Origin of the sequence: Methyloceanibacter sp. (assembly GCF_050726195.1) — a bacterium.
In the GTDB taxonomy this organism is placed as follows: Bacteria; Pseudomonadota; Alphaproteobacteria; order Rhizobiales; family Methyloligellaceae; genus Methyloceanibacter.
Genome location: NZ_JBOHJC010000016.1, coordinates 1 through 20,000, shown reverse-complemented (window position 1 = coordinate 20,000; position 20,000 = coordinate 1). Strand labels below are relative to the sequence as shown.

Genomic DNA, 20,000 nt, shown 5'->3' with positions numbered 1-20,000 from the left:
CAGCGCCGTCGTCGTCGGCAAACCGTCGCGCGCGACACCGCAAGTGACGGCGAGCATCGTCGAGGTGAATTTTTATCCGACGTGGAGCGTGCCGGACAGCGTGGCGCGTATGGACCTCATTCCTGCCATCCGCAAGGACCCGAGCTATTTCTACGAGCAGAAGTTCAACGTCATGCACGATTGGAAGTCGCCGCCGCTCGATGCATCCCAGGTGGATTGGGCATCGCCGCAAGTGGTGAGCTACAAGTTCCGCCAGGACCCCGGTCCGCAGAATGCGCTCGGCGTGGTGCGCATCAACATGCCGAACAAGCATGCTGTCTATATGCATGACACGCCGCTCAAGCGCCTGTTCAGCCAGAGCGCTCGCGCCTTCTCTTCGGGCTGCGTGCGGGTCGAGAGCGTGTTCGAGCTCGTCGCCTGGCTGCTAGGCGATCAGGGCTGGTCCTTGTCCAAGGTTCAGGCGCAGATCGATAGCGGCCAGAAGATCGACGTCAAGCTGAAGCGGCCGGTTCCGGTCCACTTCGTGTATCTCACGGCCTTCGCCAACAGCAACGGCATCGCCCAGTTCCGGCCGGACATCTATGGCCGCGACGCCGGCGACGATGGCCTCGACGATGCGCAGGATGCACTCGTCGTCTCGCAAAGCCGCGCGGTTACACCGTAGGTCCATGGCGATCGCCTCCTTGCCGCGCAATTTGCCGCGGCCGCCTCAGGGGGCGGCGACCGACTGCCGCACGCGACACCAGGGCACAAGACTCATAGCGCGCCGCGCCATAAACACGGGTCATGGCTCCATGCGGCAAAGGCCAGACGCGGTGAGACTTCCCGAGGAGGCGGTGGGTCGGTTATCCAGGCAACGCTTGATCGAGATCGGCGTCGCTCTGGTGCTGACCCTTGCGGCGTTGCTGTTCGTCGCCCTCACGGTGTGGGCGGCCGAACCCGGCGCGATCGGTATCGCCGACGCCTGGGCGCGGCCGACCATCGGCCAAGGCAGAACCACGGCCGCGTATATGACTATCATGAATAGGAGCGGCGAGGACGACCTGTTAAAGTCCGCGCGCGCGGCGGCGGCCAAGTCGGTCGAGCTACATCAAACCTCGATGACGGCGGATGGCGTCATGCAGATGCGCGAAGTGGAGGACGGCCTGCCGATCGCCGTTGGCGAAACGCTGAAGCTCGAGCCCGGGGGGACGCATCTGATGATCATGGGGCTTAGCGACTCGCTTGCCGCGGGAGCCGAGCTTGCGCTCACGCTCGAGTTCGACAAGGCCGGCGCCATCGACATCGCCGTCCCGGTGAGCGCCAGCGGTCCCGATGGTGTCGGCGCAGACCACTCTCACCATTAGTCAAGACGCCGAAGCCTGCTCTTGTAGCCGGCAAGACGGCAGAAATGCACGTCGCGCGCCTCGTCTCTGACCGGCGGCACGCGCTCGACTCCAAGCATTTCGACGCCGGTAAAGGCACGCGTGATCGCCGGGGCGCAGGGCCGGAGCGAGACGAATAGGATCGGCTCTGGCGTCGCCGCCGTGAAGGGGCGCGTCATCTCGTAGTGATTGTGGGGCGCAGATCCTGGCGCCCAGACATAGAGGGGGACGTCCGAGCTGCGCAGATAGTAGAGCATCTCCGCCGCCAACTCGCGCGAGTCGACGAGGATCGCGCCGTAGCGCTCCTCGGCAAGTTTGGCGCGAACGGCCCCGGCGACCTCCTTCCAACCCACGACGCTGCGCAGGAACTGCAGTTGCTCGAAGACGGGCCACGTCCGCGCGAAAGCCGGCGCGGCGGCGATGGCGGCCGCAAGCGCGAGATGGAGTCCGAGCGAGACTCGGAACAGAGTTTGCCGGTTGAGTTCGAGCATAACGGCGGTGACGAAGATCGTGGCCGCGGGGTAGGCCGTCGCCGACCAGTTGCCGTGCGCGCGCGACAGCAACGCCTGCACGAGTAAAAGCGTGAACACCGGCAGCGAGAACGCAAGCAGCAAGATCTTGCTCGGGTCGCGTGGAGCGCGGATCTCGCGACATGCGCCGCGCGCCAACACCACGAACAGGATGGGTCCGAAGATGCCGAACTGGACGATCAGATATTCAACGGCACTCAAGGGATGAAGGTAGGGGGACTGCCAGCCGATATTGGCGCCGGTGTGCTTCGCGGTGGGGAAGTCGTGCAGCGCGTTCCACGCGATGTTGGGCGAGAACAGCGCGAGCGCGACGAGCGCCGCCGCGAGTCCACGCCTATGCTTCAACGTATCGCGCGCATCGTGAGAGACGGCAGCATGGCAGGCGATGCACAGCAAGGCATAGATCATTGCCTGCTTGGCGAGAAGGCCGATGCCGATGGCGACGCCGAGCAGGACGGCGAAGCCCATGCTCCGCCGCTTTACCAGCATGACCCAGACATAGAGCATGACGGTCCACAGCAAGATCAGTGGCACGTCCGTGGTCATCAGCAGCGAGGAGTAGGAGACGCCGGGCAGGGTGGCGAAGACGATGGCCGACCAGAAGCCGATCCGGGCGCCATAGAGCGCGCGGCCAGTGGCATAGATCATCACTGAGGCGAACGTGTAGAGGACCGGCGAGGCGGAGCGGATGCACGCCTCCGACTGTCCGCAGATCTCTGTTGCGCCGCGTATCAGCCAGGCGATCAAAGGCGGCTTTGAGAAATAGCCGAAGTCGAGCTCGCGCGACCAGGACCAGTACTGCGCCTCGTCCATCACGAGATCGATGGTGGCGGCATGGACCGCGGCCAGCCTGAGCGCGAGAAGTGCCGCGAGACAGGCCCCAAGGCGCAGGACATAGCTGCCATCAGAGTCCAGCAGCGTGCTCTGCCCTGGCCGGAACGTGGAGGATTCTGTGAACAATATCTGCGCCCTCGCGCGCCAGTGCTCCGCTGCCCGTGGCCGCTCATTTGGCACGGTTGTTTGTCACGTGCGTGTCACGGCGGCTTCATTATTCATCTGCGCGTCAAATAGAGACGGCACTGTCGCGCCCATGCTCCAGTCAGTCCCTGCCGCTCCGGCCATGCGCTTGTCCGTCGTCATTCCGGCGTTCAACGAGGAGGGCAATATCCGCCGCCTGATCGAGGAGACCTTCGCCGCAGTCGCCGATCCGCTGCTCGGAGAGGTGATCGTGGTCGACGACGCGAGCGACGATGGGACCGGGGCGGAGGTCAAGGCGCTGATCCCCCAATTCGGGGCGCTCCGCTATGTCAGGCATGGGCGGCGGACAGGACAGAGCGCCGCGTTGCGGACGGGGGTGCGGTGCGCCGCCTTCACCACCATCGCCACCATGGATGGTGACGGCCAGAACGATCCCCACGACATTCCACGGCTCTACGCCCGGCTCGGCGCGCCAGGAGAAGAGCCGGCGCTCGTGGGGGGCTTGCGCGCCTCCCGCCAAGACAAGGGATCGCGGAAGGCAGCGTCGCGCTTCGCCAATTGGCTCAGGGACAAGGTGCTGGCCGACGGCTGCCCCGATACCGGCTGCGGCCTCAAGGTCTACCACCGGGACGCATATCTCGAGCTGCCGTACTTCAGCAGTATGCACCGCTACCTGCCGGCCCTGTTCCTGACCTACGGCCACGAGGTGGCCTATGAGCCGGTCAACGATCGCCCGCGGCTTGCCGGCGTCTCAAAATACACCAATGTCGGCCGCGCCCTGATCGGGCTCTACGACCTCGTCGGCGTGAGCTGGCTGCGCAAGCGGACTCTGATTACGCCGGTGGCGGAGGATGTGGCGGGAACCGCTTGCCTTGTGTCCCGGAGAGGATCGGCGGCATGAGCGGCGGAGTCCTCATCCAGTGGTGGCAGGCGACGCCCACGGCCGAGCTCCTGTGGATCGCCATCGGCCTGGTCGCGCAGCTCATGTTCTCCATGCGTTTCCTCGTGCAGTGGATCGCCACGGAGCGGGCCAGGGTCAGCATCATCCCCGAGACCTTCTGGTATTTCAGCTTCGCCGGCGGCGTCCTCCTGCTCGCCTACGCGGTCTATCGTCTCGACCCGGTTTTCATCCTTGGCCAGGCCACCGGGCTCGTGATCTACTCCCGCAATATCTACTTCATTTGGCTCGGAAAAAGGGTGCCGGGCACGGCCAAGGTCGCCCTAAGCGGCGAAGCCGATTGCCTCAGGACCTCGGCCCGGCGGGACTCATGAGTTTGCGTCTTAAGGATCTCACGCTGTTCGAGCAGGTGGTGCTCGCGCTCTCTCTCGTGGCGATCAGCGTCCTCTTGATCGACCCGTTCATGCTGGAGCGGGCGCGGGCGCTGCCGCCGGACGTGCGCGCCTTCTTCCGGCACATTACCGATATCGGCAAGTCGAACTGGATGCTGATCCCCACGGGGACGGCCGTCGCGATCGCCATCGTACTCAGGCGCAACCATGTGGGCTTTCGGAATTCGGCGGCCTATGGGCTGATCGCAAGCACCATCGGCTTCGTGTTCGTCAGCGTCGGCGGGGCGGGGCTGATCGCCAATCTGCTCAAGAACATCATTGGCAGGGCCCGGCCGAAGCTGTTCGACACGGTGGGCCCTTACGCGTTCGAGCCGTTTGCCTTCGACCCGGACTTCGCCTCGATCCCCTCTGGCCATGCCACCAACATCTTTGCGCTGGCCACGGTGCTTGCGATTCTCTGGCCGCGGGGGAGGGTGCTGCTCTACACGGTGGCGGTCTGGATCGCGGCGAGCCGGGTGCTTATCGGCGCCCATTACTTCACCGACGCGGTGCTGGGCGCCATTCTCGGCACGGTCATTCCCTATATCGTGCGGGACCGGTTCGCGGCCCGGCGGTGGCTGTTCGAGTGCACCCCGGACGGTGGCTACAAGATCCGCGGGGCGAGGACCCAAGCTTGGCTCGGGTGGCCGGAACCCTTGCGATCAGCCTGGCATGGGCCGGTGCTTTTCGGCAACAGCGGCCGAAAATCGGGGGAAATGAGCGGTAATTGACCTTTGGGCCTGCCCGTTTGCCGAGTATAAGGAAACAAAGCCGCGTGGCCAGCGTCTCGCATAACGGTCGCGCGCGAAAAAATCGAGACCCGAAACCGGGCTCATTCGGGGGCAGTCGGGCAACATGGCACCCTTGCCGATAGGAAAGCGCGCCGCGACGCTGGCCTTTGCCGGTGCACTGGCGGGCCTGCTTGCATTGACGCTTGGCGCAAGCCCCGCCGCGGCCGAGTTCCAACTCGGTGTCTATGGCGGCTGGAGCGAGAGCTTCGACAGCGACGTCGACCTGGTGCAGCCGGGCGGTACCAACATGGTGCTGAACGACGTGCCGTGGGACGGAAAGTCCTTCGAGTCTCCGCCCTATTGGGGCGTGCGCGGCATCTATTGGCTCAACGCCAATCCGAATTGGGGCCTGATGGTCGACTACCATCACGCCAAGATCTATTCCGAACTCGGAGCCACGGTCGGCGTGTCGGGCACCCGCGACGGCGCCGCCATCGGCGGCAGGGACCGCGTGGGCAACACGTTCGACATTCTGGAATTCACCGACGGCCTCAACGAGATCTTCTTCGGCGGCATGTACCGTTGGCAGCACCAGCGCTGGACGCCTTATGTGGGCTTAGGCGTCGGCTTCGCCTTTCCGCATGTGGAGGTGCGGACGGGCGCGGTCACGCGGACATTCGAGTACCAGGTCACGGGCGTCGCCGTGGAAGGCCTGGTCGGCGTCGAATACAATATCAGCGAGCGGGTTTCGGTATTCGGCGACTACAAGCTCAGCTATTCGAGCAATACCGCCGACCTCAACGGCGGCGGCACGTTGGAGACCGACGTCTGGACCAATAGTTTCCTTTTGGGCCTGGCCTACCGGTTCGGCCAATCGGTGCCGGTCTACGACGACGTCTCCTACAAATAAGGTTCACAAATGCTAGGGCAGGCCCCATATAGGGGGCAGCGCGACGGCCCTTTTGGGCCCCGATGTCGCGCTTCACATCTTCCTTGAACCTGCTATAGGTTCCCCCCTTTCGCGGGTAGGCCCTTCCCAAAAGGCCCCGCCGCCTGAGGCCCTTAGGCCCTAACAAGGCCAACCGAATTGACGCGGGGTGGAGCAGCCCGGTAGCTCGTCAGGCTCATAACCTGAAGGTCGTAGGTTCAAATCCTACCCCCGCAACCAGCGTTATTTGCACCCCCGTTCCTTTGGAGCGGGGGTGCTCGTTTGCAAGGTTGAGAAGGGCCGCTAGCTCGCCATAAAGCTCGACCTGCAGCTTTCCATTCTTCGGCACAAGCCGGATCTCTTCAATGAGCTCACGGAGGCATTCCGCGGCCTCCAGGCGGGTGTGCTCCTCATTGAGGGCCTCAGCGAGATTTACCACCTTTCGCCGGTATAGCTCGGCGAGGTTCGGGTGTAGGCGCGGCATGGGCGGCGGCGCGGCTTCAAGCTGGGCAAGGAGTTCGACTCGCCGAGCTTCCAGGGCCGTCATCTCATACTTGACGGCGGCGCCAGGGACACCTGCCTTGATGGCATCGATCAGCCTGTGGGTCTCACGCTCGGCTTTCTCGAGATCGCGCGCAATGCGGTCGCGGTGCCCATCCTGTTCAGCTCTCTGCCGGTTCATTTCTCTGCGGAATTCATCGACGAAGGCTGTGACCAGCTCTGGGTGCATCAGCTGGTTCTTGAGCCCGTCCAAAACGGTGGCTTCGAGGACATCTCGCCGTACTGTCAGCAGATTGTCGCAGGTGCCCTTGTTTCGAGCGGTGGAGCACCCGTAATGGGATTGGCTGATCTTGGAGAATCCACCACCGCAGGTCCCACACTTGAGCAGCCCTGAGAGCAGATAATTGGGGCGACGGACCCGCTCGGAGCGGATGCCTTTGTCTTTGGTCACGACTCGGGACCGGGAGTCCTGCTGTCGTTCTTTCACCGACAACCACAGATCGTCATCGATAATGCGTAGGTGTGGCACCTCCTCGATAATCCATTTGCTTTCGGGGTTAAGCCGCGCCTGGCGCTTTCCTGTGCGTGGGTCCTTGACGAACTGCTGGCGGTTCCAGACCAGGCGGCCGACATAGAGCTCGTTGTTGAGGATACCGGTGCCGCGCTGCCAATTGCCGTAGATCGTGGAGGGTCCCCAGCTCCTTCCGGCCGGACCAGGAATGCCTTCCTTGTTCAGGGACTGGGCGATCGCTCTTGGTGAGCGGCCATGCGCGAAGTCTTTGAAGATACGGCGAACGATTGCGGCTTCGGCTTCGTCGATACGGCGTCCGCCGCGCAGGGCTTCGCCGGAAGCGGCCACCTTGCGCACCACGTCATAACCGAAGCAGAGACCGCCTCCCGACTTGCCCTGACGAATCCGGCCCTCTAGACCACGCCGCGTCTTGTGCGCGAGATCCTTCAGGAACAGGGCGTTCATGGTGCGCTTGAGGCCGACATGCAGTTCGCCGATCTCGCCTTCCGACAATGTGATCAATCTCACGCCGGCGAAGCAGAGCTGTTTGAACAGGCCCGCGATATTCTCCTGGTCCCGCGAGAGGCGGTCGAGGGCTTCAGCGACAAGGACCTCAAAGCGGCCTGCCCGGGCCTCTTCGAGCATCTTTTGATAGCCGGGCCGCAAGGTGGTGGCACCGCTGATGGCACGGTCAGAATAGACCTCGCCGAGTTGCCATTGCTCCTGATCGATCCTTGCCCGGCATTGGCGGACCTGGTCCTCGATCGAGGCGTCTCTCTGGTTATCCGACGAATAGCGCGCGTAGATGACTGCACGGATCATTGGTCTTGGTCCTCCGGCTCGGCGAGCAGGACGTCTTGATAGGCCCGCACGGCGTCGATCATCTTGGCCTGATTGTAGTGCCGTGTCGTCACCTTCGAGCTCTGATGCCCAAGTACGGTCATCGCCAGGCCCATGTTCGCTCCGAAGTGAACGGCAGTGCTGGTTGCCAGGCAGGACCTGAACAGGTGTGGGTTGACGGGCTTACCAAAGGCCACGTACGTCCGTCTGCGAACCATGCTGTAGAGCGAGCTGTCGTCGAGCGGCCGGCCATTTCGGCTGAGCCAGAGCCGGCTGGTCGCCTTCGCGTTCCGGAACGATGGGCGGTAGTTGTTGATGTAGCGATCGATGCAAGGTGCGGCCCAGCCGGGCAGGATGGCGAGGTGCGGTCGGCGATTCTTCGTCTCCTCGGGCCAGCCGGGAACCTGCCGCTGAGCGCGATTCCAGCAGCGGGTGACCTGCTTGTGGAGGTCACGGGGCTTAACGGTGAACTGGACCTCGCCAGCGTACGCGATGAAGGCTTCGACGGTCGCGTCGGAGACGGAAGCGGGATCGATGCCGCAGGCCGAGCAATACCTGAGGAAGCCCGAAAGGCCGAGACGTAGGCGCCGTTCCGCGTCCGGTCAACGAGGGCCTTCCAGGCCAGTGTGAGGGGGACCCCGCGGCCGCTGAGCCGCTTCAGGCCCGCAAAGTGCCGAACCGCTGCCTTGAGGTTGGCGACGTGGTTCTGGAGGGTCTTGCGGCTGATTCCCAGTCGGGCGTGATGCAGCCGGGCAGTGCCGTAGCGCAAGGCGCCGAGCCGGGCCGGCAGGTGAGCCGGGTCCCGCTCCAGGAATTCGGCAACGCGTCGGATACTGCAGCACCAGCCATCACGCGTGGCTTTGCGCAGCGAGGCATCCTGCTCAATCGTGGCAAGGACATCAGCTAGAGTGGGCTCGACAGGCCTGATGATGTCAGGAGACTGTTGGAAATCAGGGACTTTTTGCAGCATTGGGACACTCGGGGGTTGGTCCTGCGCGGACTAGGATGGACTAGGACGGAATAATAGTCAAATTTAGGAAACCTCATTACTTGTACAGGGTATCTCTAAGTGCATGAATATTCCTAACTTACAGGGTATTCGTGCACACATGGTCCATTTATAATTTGTCGTTCACTTGTTGTTGTAGACTGGACCCACTTGCTGCGCGCTTACGTAGGTGTCGATATCTTCCCTCTTGATCCTTAGGGCTGTGCCAAATCGATAGGCCGGCAGCTCACCGCGCGAGATGAGCCTCCGGACCTGCTTCTCATAGAGGCGCAGGCACCCGGCAGTCTCCTTGACAGTGTGGAAGGCGGGCTCCGTGGGCGTCTCACGGCCAGATGCATTGGTGTCTTTGGTCATAGGGTCACCTATCGGCCTGCCGTGGACGCCGGGTGGCTAGCCGTTCGGACATCGTCGCTTCTGGGCTGTTCAGTGAGGGAGTGACGTCAGTGCCACTGACCTCGCGCGCGGCCTGGCGCGCCAATAGGCGTGCAAGGCCTATCAAGCCGCAGGACGCGGGCTTTACGAGGCTTATCGGTTTTGACGTGGCATTGCGCATGGGCGGCTTATACGCGGTCGCGCCAAAGCCCCTGGCATGGCCAAATCGTTCTCAGTTTTTGTGATGTGCTTTGAGAATCGTGCGGACCCTGCTCCGCAAGGCGTCCTCTGAATAATTTAGGCCCAGCGCCTGCCCCGCAGCCTGTAAAAAGCGAATGAAGGGACCGGAGGCTATTCCTTCATCGGGCTGGTCGACGTGACCCACCGAAGTTGCCGGTTCTTGGCCGGTAATCCTTCGGTAGATCTCCATCATCGCGGCGATCCAGTTGTTTACCGGAGCGTCGCCCTGATGACCCTTGGGCACCGTTAACTTGCCTATCGCAATTACGTCGTTAATTGCTTTGAGGGCGCGGTCCTCTAGTTCCTTTGCCGCTTCAACTGCATCGATCAGCGTTGCCAGCTGTCCCAGCCTCGTCGTCGCCTCAATCACGGCATCTTCGCTAGGGGGGGTCTACCGCTGCCAGAACCTCCAGAAGCTCGAAACTTCCTGGGCCGTCGGCCGCCTCCTCGTAGCCTTTGGTTTCATCTCTCCGGATCTCAAGGTCTTTCAGAAGCCGGTTCGCACTCTTGGCGATCTTCAGAAACTTTTTGCGCATTTTGGAGGGTGGCGTGGGGCGCGGAGAGGGCGGCACATCGCGCGGAAGGCCACGATCCAATCCGTACCAATCGGCGGCACATTCAAAAAGAAGCCTGTATTCAACGACGTCTCCCACGTCCTGATCAACGGCAGCGGCAATGCGTTCGTAGTCCTCGGGCGAATAGGTCGGCATCGTGTGTGTGGCCATCCCTTGCTGCTTTGGGTGTCGCTAATGCACAGATAAGAGCGGATCCAGAGTAATGTCCGCCGATGTCCCAAATGCCGACGAACTTGATCTTCACAGGCCGCGATTATTTCGTGAGCCAGGCTTCCTCGAGCGTGCAAGTAAAGCGGGGATTGCTGGCCTGTTCCTTGAGAAGTGTGCGGATAGTCCGGGGCTCGCTCGCACGCCGGTAACGCCCGTAAAGCTGGTCGAGCGAAAGCGGCGCGCCCGGCCGCAGCAAGCATTTTGAGATGAGGCCGGACAGGCTGCGGGCGGTGTAGGCGCCGCGGCTGAATCCGAAGATGAAGATCTCATCGCCGGGATCATAGTTCTCGATCAGCCACTGGTAAGCGTCGACGATGTTCTCGTTGATACCGATCCCCCACCATCCGCCGCGAACTTTCTGACCCAGCAGTGTGCCGACATCGGGATCGTAGTATGCGCGTTGGACCGAGCCGTCGGCGCTGTGTTTCGCGCAGAGCGCCCGCAGCCGCCAGACGTTGGTGTTGTGGTTCACCGTATTCCAGGTGCCGTCGAGAAAGACCGCGAGGCGCTTTTCGGGCGGGGTGTGCGGTGCGGGCGATGAAGCGTCAGCGGTCATAACGGGATTGCCGGTCTTTCCAGCGCTCGCGGGAGGTTCGGCCCTCCTCCCGGTCCTCGTCTTCATCTTCGGCTTCGGCGGATTCATGCCAGAGCATGATCAGCGCGAAGCCTTCGACCTGCAGGCACACCTGCTCGCTCATGACCGGCGCCGGCCGGCCGTGCTCGACATCGATCCACAGGCCGGGCGGGCGGGAATCGATATCGCTTGGCGTGCCGCGCTGATGCCCGGCCTTGTGGAACAACGAGTCCGTGGGGACAGGTTGCCCAGCACGGACGGTGATAAACGGAAACTGGTTCCGGTTGCGGTAGGTGCGCAGGACTTGGCCATCGCGCACGACGACGAAGGCGACATCGTCGGGATGATGGTCCGCGTAGGCGCGCGCCATCGACTCCTTGCTGACATCGAATTCGGCGGCGAGGGCGAAGACCTGCTGGAGGCTGGGCGAACGCTCGCGTGCGATGGCTTTCCGCAAGAATGGTGGCGGCATTAGGATGAGAGAGGCGAATCTGTTGGCTTCGACCTCCATCTTCTCACGCCGGTCGTTTTCCTTTGCGGTGAGACGCACCATGTCCTCCCGCGAGCAGAGAAACCGTCCCTGCTCCCCGGGCATATGCGAGGGCATCAGGAAATGACCGAGTTCGTGCCCGATCGTGAACCTGCGCCGCGCAGGGCGCGCGCCGTGGCGTACGAGGATAACGCCCCTGCTCTTAGTGGTGTCGGTGATGAGCCCACCTTCGAAGCCTTCCACGTCGAGCGGCACGATGTCCTCAATGTCGAGCTGCCGGGACAGGTCCTCGATCGGCACCGGGACCGGCAGATCGGGCTCATGTTTGAGGATGAGACCGACCAGCGCCTCGGGCGATCCCCGGTCGGCAAGATCGATGCGGGTGACTTGCATTAGCTGCCCTTCGGCTTCTTCCAACCCTCGATCAGGATGCGAATGGTTTCGCGCTCTCCCGGCGAGAGTTTCTTCAAGTCCCGGTACATCGCGACGACATCGGCGTCTTCGCCGGCGGCATCGGGATTCTCGCCGACGAGATCGGCGATCGGCACCTTGAAGTGCTCGGCGAGCTTCGTCAGCAGTTCGATGGACGGATTGCTGCTGCGTCCGGTCTCGAGATCCCAGACATGCGTTTTCGACGCGCCAACGGCGTTGGCGACATTCTGAAGCGACTCCCGATTCTTAAGTCTGAGCTGTTTGAGCTTCGCGCCCAGCGACATTCTCGCCTCCCTTCAGGAGTCAGAACGGCGCGTCCGCTGCCAAGCGGCCACGCCGTCCGGTATAATTGTACAATAGCATACCACGGAGGTTGACAGAAGCAAGCGTAAGATCTATCTATACGGTCACGGCTGTCCGGGATGGACGGCGGGCAACGATAGAAGGAAACTTACCGATGTTACAGACGAAGCATTCGCCGATCGGCACGACGGCAAGGACTGGCGAAATCTGCCCCGAAAGCGGGGTCTGGAAGGTGGTCGGCAACCCGAGCACCACGGCGCCAATCGCCAGGGGCAACCGCATGCCGCCTTACGGCGGCAAGGCGGTCACCTGGCAGCTGATCAGGTACGCCTAGGGCAAGAAAAGCGAAACCGGGGCGTCGCGTGGCCTTCGCCCCGGTTATTCGCCTGCGGCTGGAAACCGCATAGTGCAGCCGCTAGTATTACTGCTGGTTGCGGGAGTCAGGGTCGCGTCCCAGGTTGAGGGGAGGAGGTTCAGCACGTCGGAAGTCTTAGTCCCAAGCCATAACTCTCAAACATCCCCTCATGGCAGAAAACAAACTAGGGCGTGAACTCATAAACACGGGTGTATGGCTCGCCAGAGTCCGCTATGGAACCGTAAGCGGCCTTCAATTGCGTCGGACGGCACTTCCGGGACGTGCCAATAACAGACGTTACCGCCTGCCACGTCCCCGTGCCGCCGGGGATCAGAGCACGAAGTCGCCGTCGACGAAGGTGATGTTGCCAAAAGCCAGGATCTCGAAGTCGGCAACGTTGTCGCCGTCGTTGCCAAGATCGCCCTGAATGACGGTGAAGGCACCGTCGAACTCGAAACGAATCTCACCGTCTGTTCCGCCGCTAAAGGCGGCGTTGCCGATGAACGTGAAGTCCCCGTCTATAAGGTCTGCAACGATGCCCGACACGTCGATCTGATCATCACCCTGGATGAAATCGATGATGCTGTCTTGTTGATTTAGGCCGATCCCTGTGTCGGACACTGCAGCGAAGATGAAGGTGTCTGAACCATCACCACCAGTTAGATCATCGACGCCCATGCCGCCATTCAAGGTGTCATTGCCGCCGCCGCCGACCAAGTTGTCGTCGCCGCTCCCGCCGGTGAGCGTGTCGTTGCCGCTGGCGCCATTCAGGAAGTCGTGGCCGTCATTGCCGGTGAGGACGTCGTCTCCCGACCCGCCTTGCAGAAAGTTGTCCGCTCCGTCGCCAATCAAAGTATCGTCGAGGGACGAACCGGAGAGTACTTCGATACCGGTGAGAACGTCGCCGTCGGCATCGCCGCCGATTCCGGTGCCGAGACTCAGGTCGACCGTGACCCCAGTGGGGGACGACTCGTAGCTGGCCTCGTCAAAAAAGCCATCTCCGCCAATCAGCTTATCGGCACCGGGACCGCCGAGCAGCCTGTCGTCGCCGCCGAGCCCTTGAAGCTCGTCGCCGCCATCCAACGCAATAATAAGATTGCCAGCACTGTCGCCGATCAGGATATCATCAGCATTGGACCCGACTAGATTTTCAATGCCGATCAGGGTATCGCCCGCCGCATCGCCGCCGATCCCGGTGCCAAGGCTCAAGTCGACGGTGACGCCGGCAGGTGACAGCTCATACCTGGCCACATCGCTGCCAGCGCCGCCATCCAGCGTATCGGCGCCATTGCCGCCGGTGAGATTGTCATTGCCGTCGCCGCCGAGGAGTGTATCGTTGCTGAGGCCACCATCAAGGAAGTCATTGCCGTCGCCGCCGAGGAGTGCGTCGTTGCCGAGGCCACCATCAAGGATGTCAACGCCGGGACCGCCGATGAGCGTGTCGTTGCCGTCGGCGCCGACCAAGAAGTCGTCGCCGCCGCCGCCTTGCAGGTGGTTGCTCCCGTTGTCGCCGAAGAGCAGATCATCGAAGCTCGAGCCAATGACGTTCTCGATGCTGGTAAGCGTATCGCCCGTGGCGTGGCCACCGGTGGCCGTGTTGGCGGAAAGATTGATCTCGACGCCAGTCGGCGAGCCGGCGTAGCTGGCGGTATCGTTGCCTGGTCCACCATTAAGGATATCAGCGCCGGGACCGCTTATGAGCGTGTCGTTGCCATCGCCGCCTAGGAGCGTGTCATTGCCAGCGCCGCCGTTGAGCGTGTCATTGCCGTCGGCACCGCGGAGGGTGTCGTTCCCACTTGCGCCAATGAGGGTGTCCCGGCCAGCGCCGCCGTTGAGATCGTCGTTGTTGCCACCGCCATTCAGAGTGTCGTTGCCGGCATCGCCGCGCAGCGTATCCTTGCCGGCGTTGCCGAAGAGCTTGTCGCGGCTCGTGCCGCCCTTGAGGATGTCGTTGCCGGCATTGCCTTTGAGCGTGTCTCTGCCGGCATCGCCGTAGAGCTTGTCTTGGCTCGTCCCACCCCTGAGATTGTCGTTGCCGCTCCCGCCCTTGAGTGTGTCTCTGCCGGAATCGCCATAGAGCTTATCGTTACCGCCTTCGCCTTTGAGCGTGTCGTTTCCCGAGCCGCCTCTGAGGACATCCGGTCCGCCGCGCCCCAGGAGAACATCGGCAGCGGCAAGGCCGAGGATAATATCTCTCCCGTTCGTGCCGATGAGCCTATCGCTCCGGTTGGTTCCTCTGATCCTCGCCATCGCGCACCTCCTGGTATCGGGCTGCCTCGGCAGCACGGCGGAACGGCGTCAGAAGAACGCGGTCATCCTCCTCGGAAGGCTTCTCTCAAGCACCGGGTTCAAACGCGCAGCGGAAACAATCACCGAAGGCGCCTGCCCTAGAGGCTTGGCAGCAATCCCGGTCAAGGCCTGTGTGGCCATGCGCCAGCAGCGTTTCTGGCAAATGCCGGGAGAACTGCGCCTCCCCTAACGCCGCATTGAGCAATGATGTTACGGCGATTTTCTGCTTGGCGCCAAACGAAATTGTGCAAGCCAATCAACATTTGCGCCTCGCAGAGCGGTGCTAGCGATTTTGCGAAGTCCCCACGGGTTCTTGAGCCTTCGACCGCGAGATTGCTTGGAGAAGCTCCCTGACCGACCGTCGTCCCGAATTGTCTAAGACAGGCGATTTCCGCTGTGGGTCAATCTGCGACCCACTGATCAACCTGGGTCGGGCCGGGGCGGCTGGAATTGCCTGAAAGCAGACGCGAACTCGCCTACCCAAGAGCGATAGCGAATGCTGGTCGACCTCTATCTCAGAGGAGTACGACCATGCAAAAGCTAGCCATAGAGAGCCATGAAGGGGCGAGCCGCACCCCGTGGAATAAGGGCAAATTGCTCGGAGCTAAACCGCCGCTGCGGACCAAACACGTCTGGGCGATCCGGACCAAGCTACAGGTCGAGGGTCGAACACGCGATCTTGCGATGTTCAATCTTGCCATCGACAGCAAGCTCAGGGGCTGCGATGTCGTCAACCTAAAGGTCGAGGATGTGGCCCCGCACGGGATCACCGTTGATCGTGCCACCGTCCGTCAACGGAAAACCGGACATCCCGTCAGGTTCGAACTGACCGAACAGACCCGGGAGGCGATCGATGACCACATCAAGGCTGCTGGCAAGAAGCCCGGTGAGTTCCTATTCGCCAGTCGTCGTAATTGCGATCGATGCATGACAACGCGGCAATATGCGCGTCTGGTGTCGGGATGGATCGCAAGTATTGGATTGGACCCGCGATTTTTTGGGACGCACTCGTTGCGTCGAACCAAGGCGACGCTCATCTATCGCCGCACAGGCAACTTACGCGCAGTCCAACTGCTATTGGGACACACCAAAATCGAGAGCACGGTGCGCTACCTCGGCATCGAGGTAGACGATGCACTCGCCATAGCCGAGCAGGTTGATGTCTGAAATACCCGGGCAGAGCAGACATGCTCTGCCCAATACCCAGGGCCGAGTCGTGCCATTTGCAGACGTGCCATTCAACAGTGCATGCATTGGTCAGCTCATCGAGGGTGAAAGCGCGGTTGCAGAGGTGGAACCCCGAGGCGACCTGTTCAGCGCATCATCGATCCGGCGGTCGCATTGCGTCGAGCAGATAGATGACTGCAAAAAGATATAGATACAGCCCCACGCTGGAGAATAGGCGTAAGGTGACGCTCCGCCGCAAATGGAACTCGTCTTCGCTTACCTCACGGACGATTCCGTGATTGTTTAAGAAGAACCGGCCATCTTTGAGGATAGGGTCTCCCGCTCCGAGGCGGTGGGACTCATCGGCTCCGCCGCCGCAGAGACCACGCCTGCACCAAGTGCTCAAGCCGAATCTAAGGCTACGCTTGCAACCGCGTGGGGCGAAAGCGGCTCTGCACCACAGACAGGCCCTAGCGCTCACACGAGCGGGGAGGCATTCAGGGCCCTGGATGGCGAACCGGGCATAGCCACTCCAGAGGCTCCGGTGGAATCAGCCGCACCGAGCGCACCGTCAGCGCATGATCCACAGGCCACCGAGAAAGCCGCCTCCAAAATCCTCGTCGTGATCGACAAGTCGACACAGGAGATGAAGGTCTACGTCGACAATATCGAGCGAAACACCTGGCAGGTATCGACGGGCCTCGCCGGTTATGACACGCCGTCAGGAACCTACATGGCCAGCTCGATGAACGAGATTTGGTACAGCAAAGAGTGGGACGACGCGCCGATGCCGCATGCGATCTTCTTCACAAAAAAGGGTCATGCCATTCACGGCACCGAGGAGACGAAGAAGCTCGGCATGCCCGCATCACATGGTTGCGTACGACTTTCGCCCGAGAATGCGCGCACGCTATTTCTGCTAGTTGAAGAGAATAGCCTCGAGAACACTGAGATCGTGCTGAACGGAGACATACCGAGAGCCAAGACCAGCGTGGCAAGACCCGAACCGCGCAAGCAGCACATCAAATCGGCGAAGAAGAGCACCAAGACCGCGGTGAAGAAAGCCAAGCCGAGCGCCAAGAAAGTGGCCAAACCGACTGCCGCCACGGCGAAGGCGGCGGGTTCCGAAGCACGGAAGCAGCAGGTCAAGGTGCCTGAGGCGTTCGTCGAGGGGCCGAAAAGTCCCGCCGGTTGCGCCGCAAGGAACGACTGCGGCTCCATTATAGCGAGAGGGCGCGAATGTTGACCCCACCGCGCTATCAGGAGGCGCCTCCTGATGCGAGAGCTTACCGGCGCCGTTAGCGGCTGTCTGCGTTCCTGACGGCTCCAACCGAATGATGGGCAGTGATCGCCCCAATTGGGCCCCACCTCTTCGAACTATCTTGTGTTGTGGATACGCGCTGGGCTCTGCGGTGCTGAGATTGTCCAGCGATGGCCATCAATGGCTTTGCTCAAGGTCCTGCCGGAAGGGCACGCGAACTCTCCCTTGCTGCTGATATGGCAGTTCTCGGATACGGCGCTGGCCGGGCTTGGTTTCCCAGCAAGTTGTGGAGAAAGCAGGAGGAACTTGGGTAGCGCTGCTCGCGTTTGCTCCTTTGACGAGGAGCACGCAATGCCGAGATACTACTTCTACCTCCGCGAGGCTGCCGCGCCACCGCATACCACCGGGGTTGTCTTTCCGGACGCCGCCGCGGCCAAGGAATTTGCGAAAAAGCTCCGTGCGGCACTGACTGACCGCGCAGCATGTGGCAAAGCGCATTGGTCCGTTGCGGTGGCTGACGAGAATGGCTCCGCCGTGTTTGAGGCTTCAGGTGGTAAAGCTGCCTATCGACGGAAGTCGACTGACAAGCGCATGTCAGTGGGTTGTTAACTGGAAGCTTACCCACACGAGACCGATACCCTCGGATCTCACCCGGTGCGGACAGTGTTTGACGAGGCCGAGTGTTCGGATGGATGGAACGCCATTTCGAGGTCTCCATGGGGTGAGGCTTCTTTCGTCCGCGGCCCGGAACGGACGCCGAGTTATTCGATATTCCTGGTCGAACACATTGTGAAAATCGCTCCCACGGAAACCTGTATCGTTGCCTCGCGTGAAGCGTCCGCCGTCATCTCTCGAAAGCTGGGCTAAACGAGCAGGATGTTCCCGGCCTATCACCGCAGTACCAACAGATCTGGGAGACCCTTTTTCTCAGAAGCTCACTGTGAACTCTGCTTGCCCTTCATCAAGTGCGAAGCAGCACTTGAAGTCCAAACGAGTACTAGGCGCTATGGTGCCCTCTGCGCGTTGGCAGTCTGCCTTAGTGAGAGCATAAGTCGGCTCGCTAATACCCACGATGACGACGGCTAGCGCGACGGTGGCATAGATCGCTTGTCGCATCGCTGACCTCCATTAGGACCAATAAAGATGGCTACGAGCCCCTCACCACTACGCTAGCAGAGAGGAATAGGGCTCATTTGGGAACCGGCTCCATGTGAGCGCATGACCATCTGGCGGATTCTACACGCATGAACAAGCCTGCTTGGGCACATGTCGTCGCACTCGCCGGTCAAAACCATGGCTACTGTGGCGGTCCCAACAGTTAAGTGTCGGCACTCCTCCCCCGCATCGGCTAGAGGCAACATCGCCCAACACAGCAAAGCAATTTTTGCTCCGGACATGGCATCGACGCGCGCGCATGTCTCTGAAGTGGGCTGGTAGCGGGCAGCCTCGGTTGCAATTCACGGGGAGCCTCCCTCTTGGCTCCCCCGCAGCTCTAGCTTCGCAAGAAACCGGCCCCGACGCTAGATTGGCGCATGGCCGACTTTTTCGAGACTCAGGCAAAGCGTATTTACGGTCTTGGTGAGCTGGAGGCCGAAGCCCTGGACGTGCTGCGCGAGGTCGTGCGGCAGACTGATCGCGGTGAGAACCCTGGACGCCGGTCTATTCGAGCGGCGAAGGCTATCGTGGAGCGCTACGACCGCGCCATTATGCGTGGGCACCAGGATCCCAATGTGGTGTCCCTTAGGCGGGAATAGGCGACCCGATGGCTTGCGGGAATGGCAATCGCCCTGGTCAGACTCCGCGTGCTCCCGCAGCCGCCTTCTGGGTGACCTCTTGCAGCCTGCGTTGCAGCACGCGGTAGTAATATTCGGGATAGCCGGACAGCCTTACGTTCAGTTCCGCCCACTCGTGGTCGCCGCTGTGCGTGTTCCACATCAGCTCTGTCATAGCTGATCTTATGGTGGACAAGGCGTGGTCGTATTCCGTCTCACCGTTGGGCAGATGAGCGTACTTCGGCTTCTGTGTGCTCGTGACCAAGCTGGCGACGGTTGATAGGAAACCGTAGACGGCGGAATAGGGGAGAGTGGTTGGCGGAACTCCGTCTATGGTAATCTCCACGTCTACCGACTTGTCTGCTGGGTCCAAAGCTCCGCCGAGACCGGCACAAATCTCCAGGAGTCCGATCTTGTAGCGGTTGTAGTAGATGTCGTAGCGGCGACCGTACGCAGGGCCCTCGTCGGCGCGACTGCCCCTGATCTCTGTGTCTCGAAGTTCCTGTAGGCGGATCGGTTCCGACAGGTCGCTATAGAGCTTGTTGACCCAGGGGGCGAAGTACCAGAGGGAGTGGAAGCAATCGAAGTCGTGCTTGTCCGCGCCGTAACGTTCCTGCCCATCAGGGGTCAAAGAGCGAGGGCTATCGTGCTTTACCTCTATTGGCTTACCGAAGCGCAGCTCCCTGAGCACCTTCGACTTCAAGCGCGGCTTCCTGGCCTCACGCAGTCCTCTGACTTGGTAGGCGAGCACAAGTACGACGCCGCCCAGAACGAGGAGCCAGACTTGATCACTCGTGAGGCCGAGGAGGTCCATCGAAGTTCCCCTCCAACGATTGTGAGACTCCAGTATAGTTGCGGGCAGGAGAGCCCGTCACTTGCTTCGCGCGGGGGCCGCGCTCCGGGGCCGTAAGAAAGGGCAGCAGCTGACCCTGTAAAAGGCTTGCCAACGCGGTACCGAAGTTATTGAGCACAGGATCGGCTAGCCGCCATACGCCATGGGACGCTGCGCCTTGACCGGCTTTCTGCCTCCCCTAATAGGGGCTGGTGAGCCCTGCACCCCGCAGCCAAGTTCGAACATTAAATTGTTGGAGGCCCTCAACCAAGCTTCCCGCCCATGCGTTGCGGCTACACAACGTATGGAGGAGATCATGTGTGACTATTCACTGGAAACGTATCGCAGCCGACCGGCGCAACTCGGCGAGAGATATGAGACACATCAGTTCCAGAGCCGCAGCATCG

The 20,000-nt window shown here is 61.5% G+C and carries 24 protein-coding genes, 1 tRNA gene and 1 pseudogene (1 of these 26 running past the window's edge); 14 read left to right on the top strand and 12 right to left on the bottom strand.

Annotation, left to right across the window (positions count from 1 at the left end; translation table 11 throughout):
• A protein-coding gene (locus ACRECX_RS11835) for a L,D-transpeptidase family protein (RefSeq protein WP_431559042.1) crosses the window boundary here: on the top strand, window positions 1-664 show its 3' portion. Its footprint begins 695 nt before the window's first position; the window shows 664 of its 1,359 coding nt (coding positions 696-1,359); the start codon falls outside the window, past its left edge; its stop codon occupies window positions 662-664.
• Between the two features lie 130 nt (window positions 665-794).
• Entirely contained in the window at window positions 795-1,346 is a 552-nt protein-coding gene (locus ACRECX_RS11830; protein WP_431559041.1) for a copper chaperone PCu(A)C, read from the top strand.
• Here ACRECX_RS11830 and ACRECX_RS11825 read toward each other — a convergent pair.
• Window positions 1,343-2,854, bottom strand: coding sequence for an ArnT family glycosyltransferase (locus tag ACRECX_RS11825; RefSeq protein WP_431559040.1), 1,512 nt, complete (start codon window positions 2,852-2,854; stop codon window positions 1,343-1,345). The two genes, ACRECX_RS11830 and ACRECX_RS11825, sit on opposite strands and share 4 nt — an antisense overlap.
• 130 nt (window positions 2,855-2,984) lie before the next feature.
• Here ACRECX_RS11825 and ACRECX_RS11820 point away from each other — a divergent pair, with 130 nt between their 5' ends.
• The 5 genes from ACRECX_RS11820 to ACRECX_RS11800 all read left to right on the top strand — a co-directional run bounded on the left by ACRECX_RS11820 (window position 2,985) and on the right by ACRECX_RS11800 (window position 6,100).
• Complete coding sequence (locus tag ACRECX_RS11820; RefSeq protein ID WP_431559039.1) at window positions 2,985-3,773, top strand: glycosyltransferase family 2 protein; 789 nt, start codon at window positions 2,985-2,987, stop codon at window positions 3,771-3,773.
• Window positions 3,770-4,144 (top strand): lipid-A-disaccharide synthase N-terminal domain-containing protein, encoded by a 375-nt coding sequence (locus ACRECX_RS11815; RefSeq protein WP_431559038.1) that lies wholly within the window; start codon window positions 3,770-3,772, stop codon window positions 4,142-4,144. The genes ACRECX_RS11820 and ACRECX_RS11815 overlap by 4 nt, the downstream gene beginning before the upstream one ends.
• Window positions 4,141-4,932, top strand: coding sequence for a phosphatase PAP2 family protein (locus ACRECX_RS11810; protein WP_431559037.1), 792 nt, complete (start codon window positions 4,141-4,143; stop codon window positions 4,930-4,932). Before ACRECX_RS11815 ends, ACRECX_RS11810 begins: the two co-directional genes overlap by 4 nt.
• Window positions 4,933-5,056: 124 nt before the next feature.
• Window positions 5,057-5,842 carry an outer membrane protein gene (locus tag ACRECX_RS11805; protein WP_431559036.1) on the top strand — a complete coding sequence of 262 codons (786 nt, stop codon included), beginning with the start codon at window positions 5,057-5,059 and terminating at the stop codon, window positions 5,840-5,842.
• 181 nt (window positions 5,843-6,023) lie between these two features.
• A tRNA-Met gene (locus ACRECX_RS11800) sits at window positions 6,024-6,100 on the top strand.
• On the opposite strand, the gene ACRECX_RS11795 is transcribed toward ACRECX_RS11800, so the two are convergent.
• Complete coding sequence (locus ACRECX_RS11795; protein ID WP_431559097.1) at window positions 6,057-7,148, bottom strand: recombinase family protein; 1,092 nt, start codon at window positions 7,146-7,148, stop codon at window positions 6,057-6,059. The two genes, ACRECX_RS11800 and ACRECX_RS11795, sit on opposite strands and share 44 nt — an antisense overlap.
• On the opposite strand from ACRECX_RS11795, the gene ACRECX_RS11790 reads away from it, so the two are divergent.
• Window positions 7,128-7,289 (top strand): hypothetical protein, encoded by a 162-nt coding sequence (locus ACRECX_RS11790; RefSeq protein WP_431559035.1) that lies wholly within the window; start codon window positions 7,128-7,130, stop codon window positions 7,287-7,289. The two genes, ACRECX_RS11795 and ACRECX_RS11790, sit on opposite strands and share 21 nt — an antisense overlap.
• A gap of 33 nt (window positions 7,290-7,322) precedes the next feature.
• Here ACRECX_RS11790 and ACRECX_RS11785 read toward each other — a convergent pair.
• Window positions 7,323-7,694, bottom strand: a pseudogene (locus ACRECX_RS11785) (recombinase family protein); the annotation flags it as partial.
• A complete protein-coding gene (locus tag ACRECX_RS11780; protein ID WP_431559096.1) occupies window positions 7,691-8,206 on the bottom strand; it encodes a tyrosine-type recombinase/integrase in 516 nt (171 codons plus the stop codon). The pseudogene ACRECX_RS11785 and the gene ACRECX_RS11780, both read right to left, overlap by 4 nt.
• A gap of 206 nt (window positions 8,207-8,412) precedes the next feature.
• Here ACRECX_RS11780 and ACRECX_RS11775 point away from each other — a divergent pair, with 206 nt between their 5' ends.
• Window positions 8,413-8,619 carry a hypothetical protein gene (locus ACRECX_RS11775; protein ID WP_431559034.1) on the top strand — a complete coding sequence of 69 codons (207 nt, stop codon included), beginning with the start codon at window positions 8,413-8,415 and terminating at the stop codon, window positions 8,617-8,619.
• A gap of 225 nt (window positions 8,620-8,844) precedes the next feature.
• Here ACRECX_RS11775 and ACRECX_RS11770 read toward each other — a convergent pair whose 3' ends face one another.
• The 6 genes from ACRECX_RS11770 to ACRECX_RS11745 form a co-directional block, all read right to left on the bottom strand.
• Window positions 8,845-9,075, bottom strand: coding sequence for a helix-turn-helix domain-containing protein (locus tag ACRECX_RS11770; RefSeq protein ID WP_431559033.1), 231 nt, complete (start codon window positions 9,073-9,075; stop codon window positions 8,845-8,847).
• 250 nt (window positions 9,076-9,325) lie between these two features.
• The gene (locus ACRECX_RS11765; protein WP_431559032.1) at window positions 9,326-9,703 is read right to left on the bottom strand and encodes a hypothetical protein; all 378 of its coding nucleotides are present in this window, start codon (window positions 9,701-9,703) and stop codon (window positions 9,326-9,328) included.
• A 10-nt stretch (window positions 9,704-9,713) separates the two neighbouring features.
• Complete coding sequence (locus tag ACRECX_RS11760) at window positions 9,714-10,058, bottom strand: hypothetical protein (RefSeq protein ID WP_431559031.1); 345 nt, start codon at window positions 10,056-10,058, stop codon at window positions 9,714-9,716.
• A gap of 103 nt (window positions 10,059-10,161) precedes the next feature.
• On the bottom strand, window positions 10,162-10,674 hold the full coding sequence (locus ACRECX_RS11755) for a phospholipase effector Tle1 domain-containing protein (RefSeq protein WP_431559030.1): 513 nt from the start codon (window positions 10,672-10,674) through the stop codon (window positions 10,162-10,164).
• A complete protein-coding gene (locus ACRECX_RS11750) occupies window positions 10,664-11,575 on the bottom strand; it encodes an ImmA/IrrE family metallo-endopeptidase (RefSeq protein ID WP_431559029.1) in 912 nt (303 codons plus the stop codon). Before ACRECX_RS11750 ends, ACRECX_RS11755 begins: the two co-directional genes overlap by 11 nt.
• On the bottom strand, window positions 11,575-11,898 hold the full coding sequence (locus ACRECX_RS11745) for a helix-turn-helix domain-containing protein (RefSeq protein WP_431559028.1): 324 nt from the start codon (window positions 11,896-11,898) through the stop codon (window positions 11,575-11,577). The genes ACRECX_RS11750 and ACRECX_RS11745 overlap by 1 nt, the downstream gene beginning before the upstream one ends.
• A 173-nt stretch (window positions 11,899-12,071) precedes the next feature.
• Here ACRECX_RS11745 and ACRECX_RS11740 point away from each other — a divergent pair, with 173 nt between their 5' ends.
• Entirely contained in the window at window positions 12,072-12,251 is a 180-nt protein-coding gene (locus ACRECX_RS11740; RefSeq protein ID WP_431559027.1) for a hypothetical protein, read from the top strand.
• Between the two features lie 351 nt (window positions 12,252-12,602).
• On the opposite strand, the gene ACRECX_RS11735 is transcribed toward ACRECX_RS11740, so the two are convergent.
• A complete protein-coding gene (locus ACRECX_RS11735) occupies window positions 12,603-14,522 on the bottom strand; it encodes a calcium-binding protein (RefSeq protein ID WP_431559026.1) in 1,920 nt (639 codons plus the stop codon).
• 570 nt (window positions 14,523-15,092) lie between these two features.
• Here ACRECX_RS11735 and ACRECX_RS11730 point away from each other — a divergent pair.
• From ACRECX_RS11730 to ACRECX_RS11715, 4 genes are all read left to right on the top strand, one after another.
• Window positions 15,093-15,728, top strand: a complete 636-nt coding sequence (locus ACRECX_RS11730) for a tyrosine-type recombinase/integrase (protein WP_431559025.1) — start codon at window positions 15,093-15,095, stop codon at window positions 15,726-15,728.
• A 544-nt stretch (window positions 15,729-16,272) separates the two neighbouring features.
• Window positions 16,273-16,974 carry a L,D-transpeptidase gene (locus tag ACRECX_RS11725; RefSeq protein ID WP_431559024.1) on the top strand — a complete coding sequence of 234 codons (702 nt, stop codon included), beginning with the start codon at window positions 16,273-16,275 and terminating at the stop codon, window positions 16,972-16,974.
• 195 nt (window positions 16,975-17,169) lie between these two features.
• Window positions 17,170-17,598 (top strand): DUF6894 family protein, encoded by a 429-nt coding sequence (locus ACRECX_RS11720; RefSeq protein ID WP_431559023.1) that lies wholly within the window; start codon window positions 17,170-17,172, stop codon window positions 17,596-17,598.
• Between the two features lie 923 nt (window positions 17,599-18,521).
• Window positions 18,522-18,743, top strand: a complete 222-nt coding sequence (locus tag ACRECX_RS11715; RefSeq protein WP_431559022.1) for a hypothetical protein — start codon at window positions 18,522-18,524, stop codon at window positions 18,741-18,743.
• Window positions 18,744-18,780: 37 nt separating this feature from the next.
• Here the strand turns inward: ACRECX_RS11715 and ACRECX_RS11710 are convergent, their stop codons facing one another.
• Entirely contained in the window at window positions 18,781-19,575 is a 795-nt protein-coding gene (locus ACRECX_RS11710; protein WP_431559021.1) for a hypothetical protein, read from the bottom strand.
• Window positions 19,576-20,000: the final 425 nt, after the last annotated feature.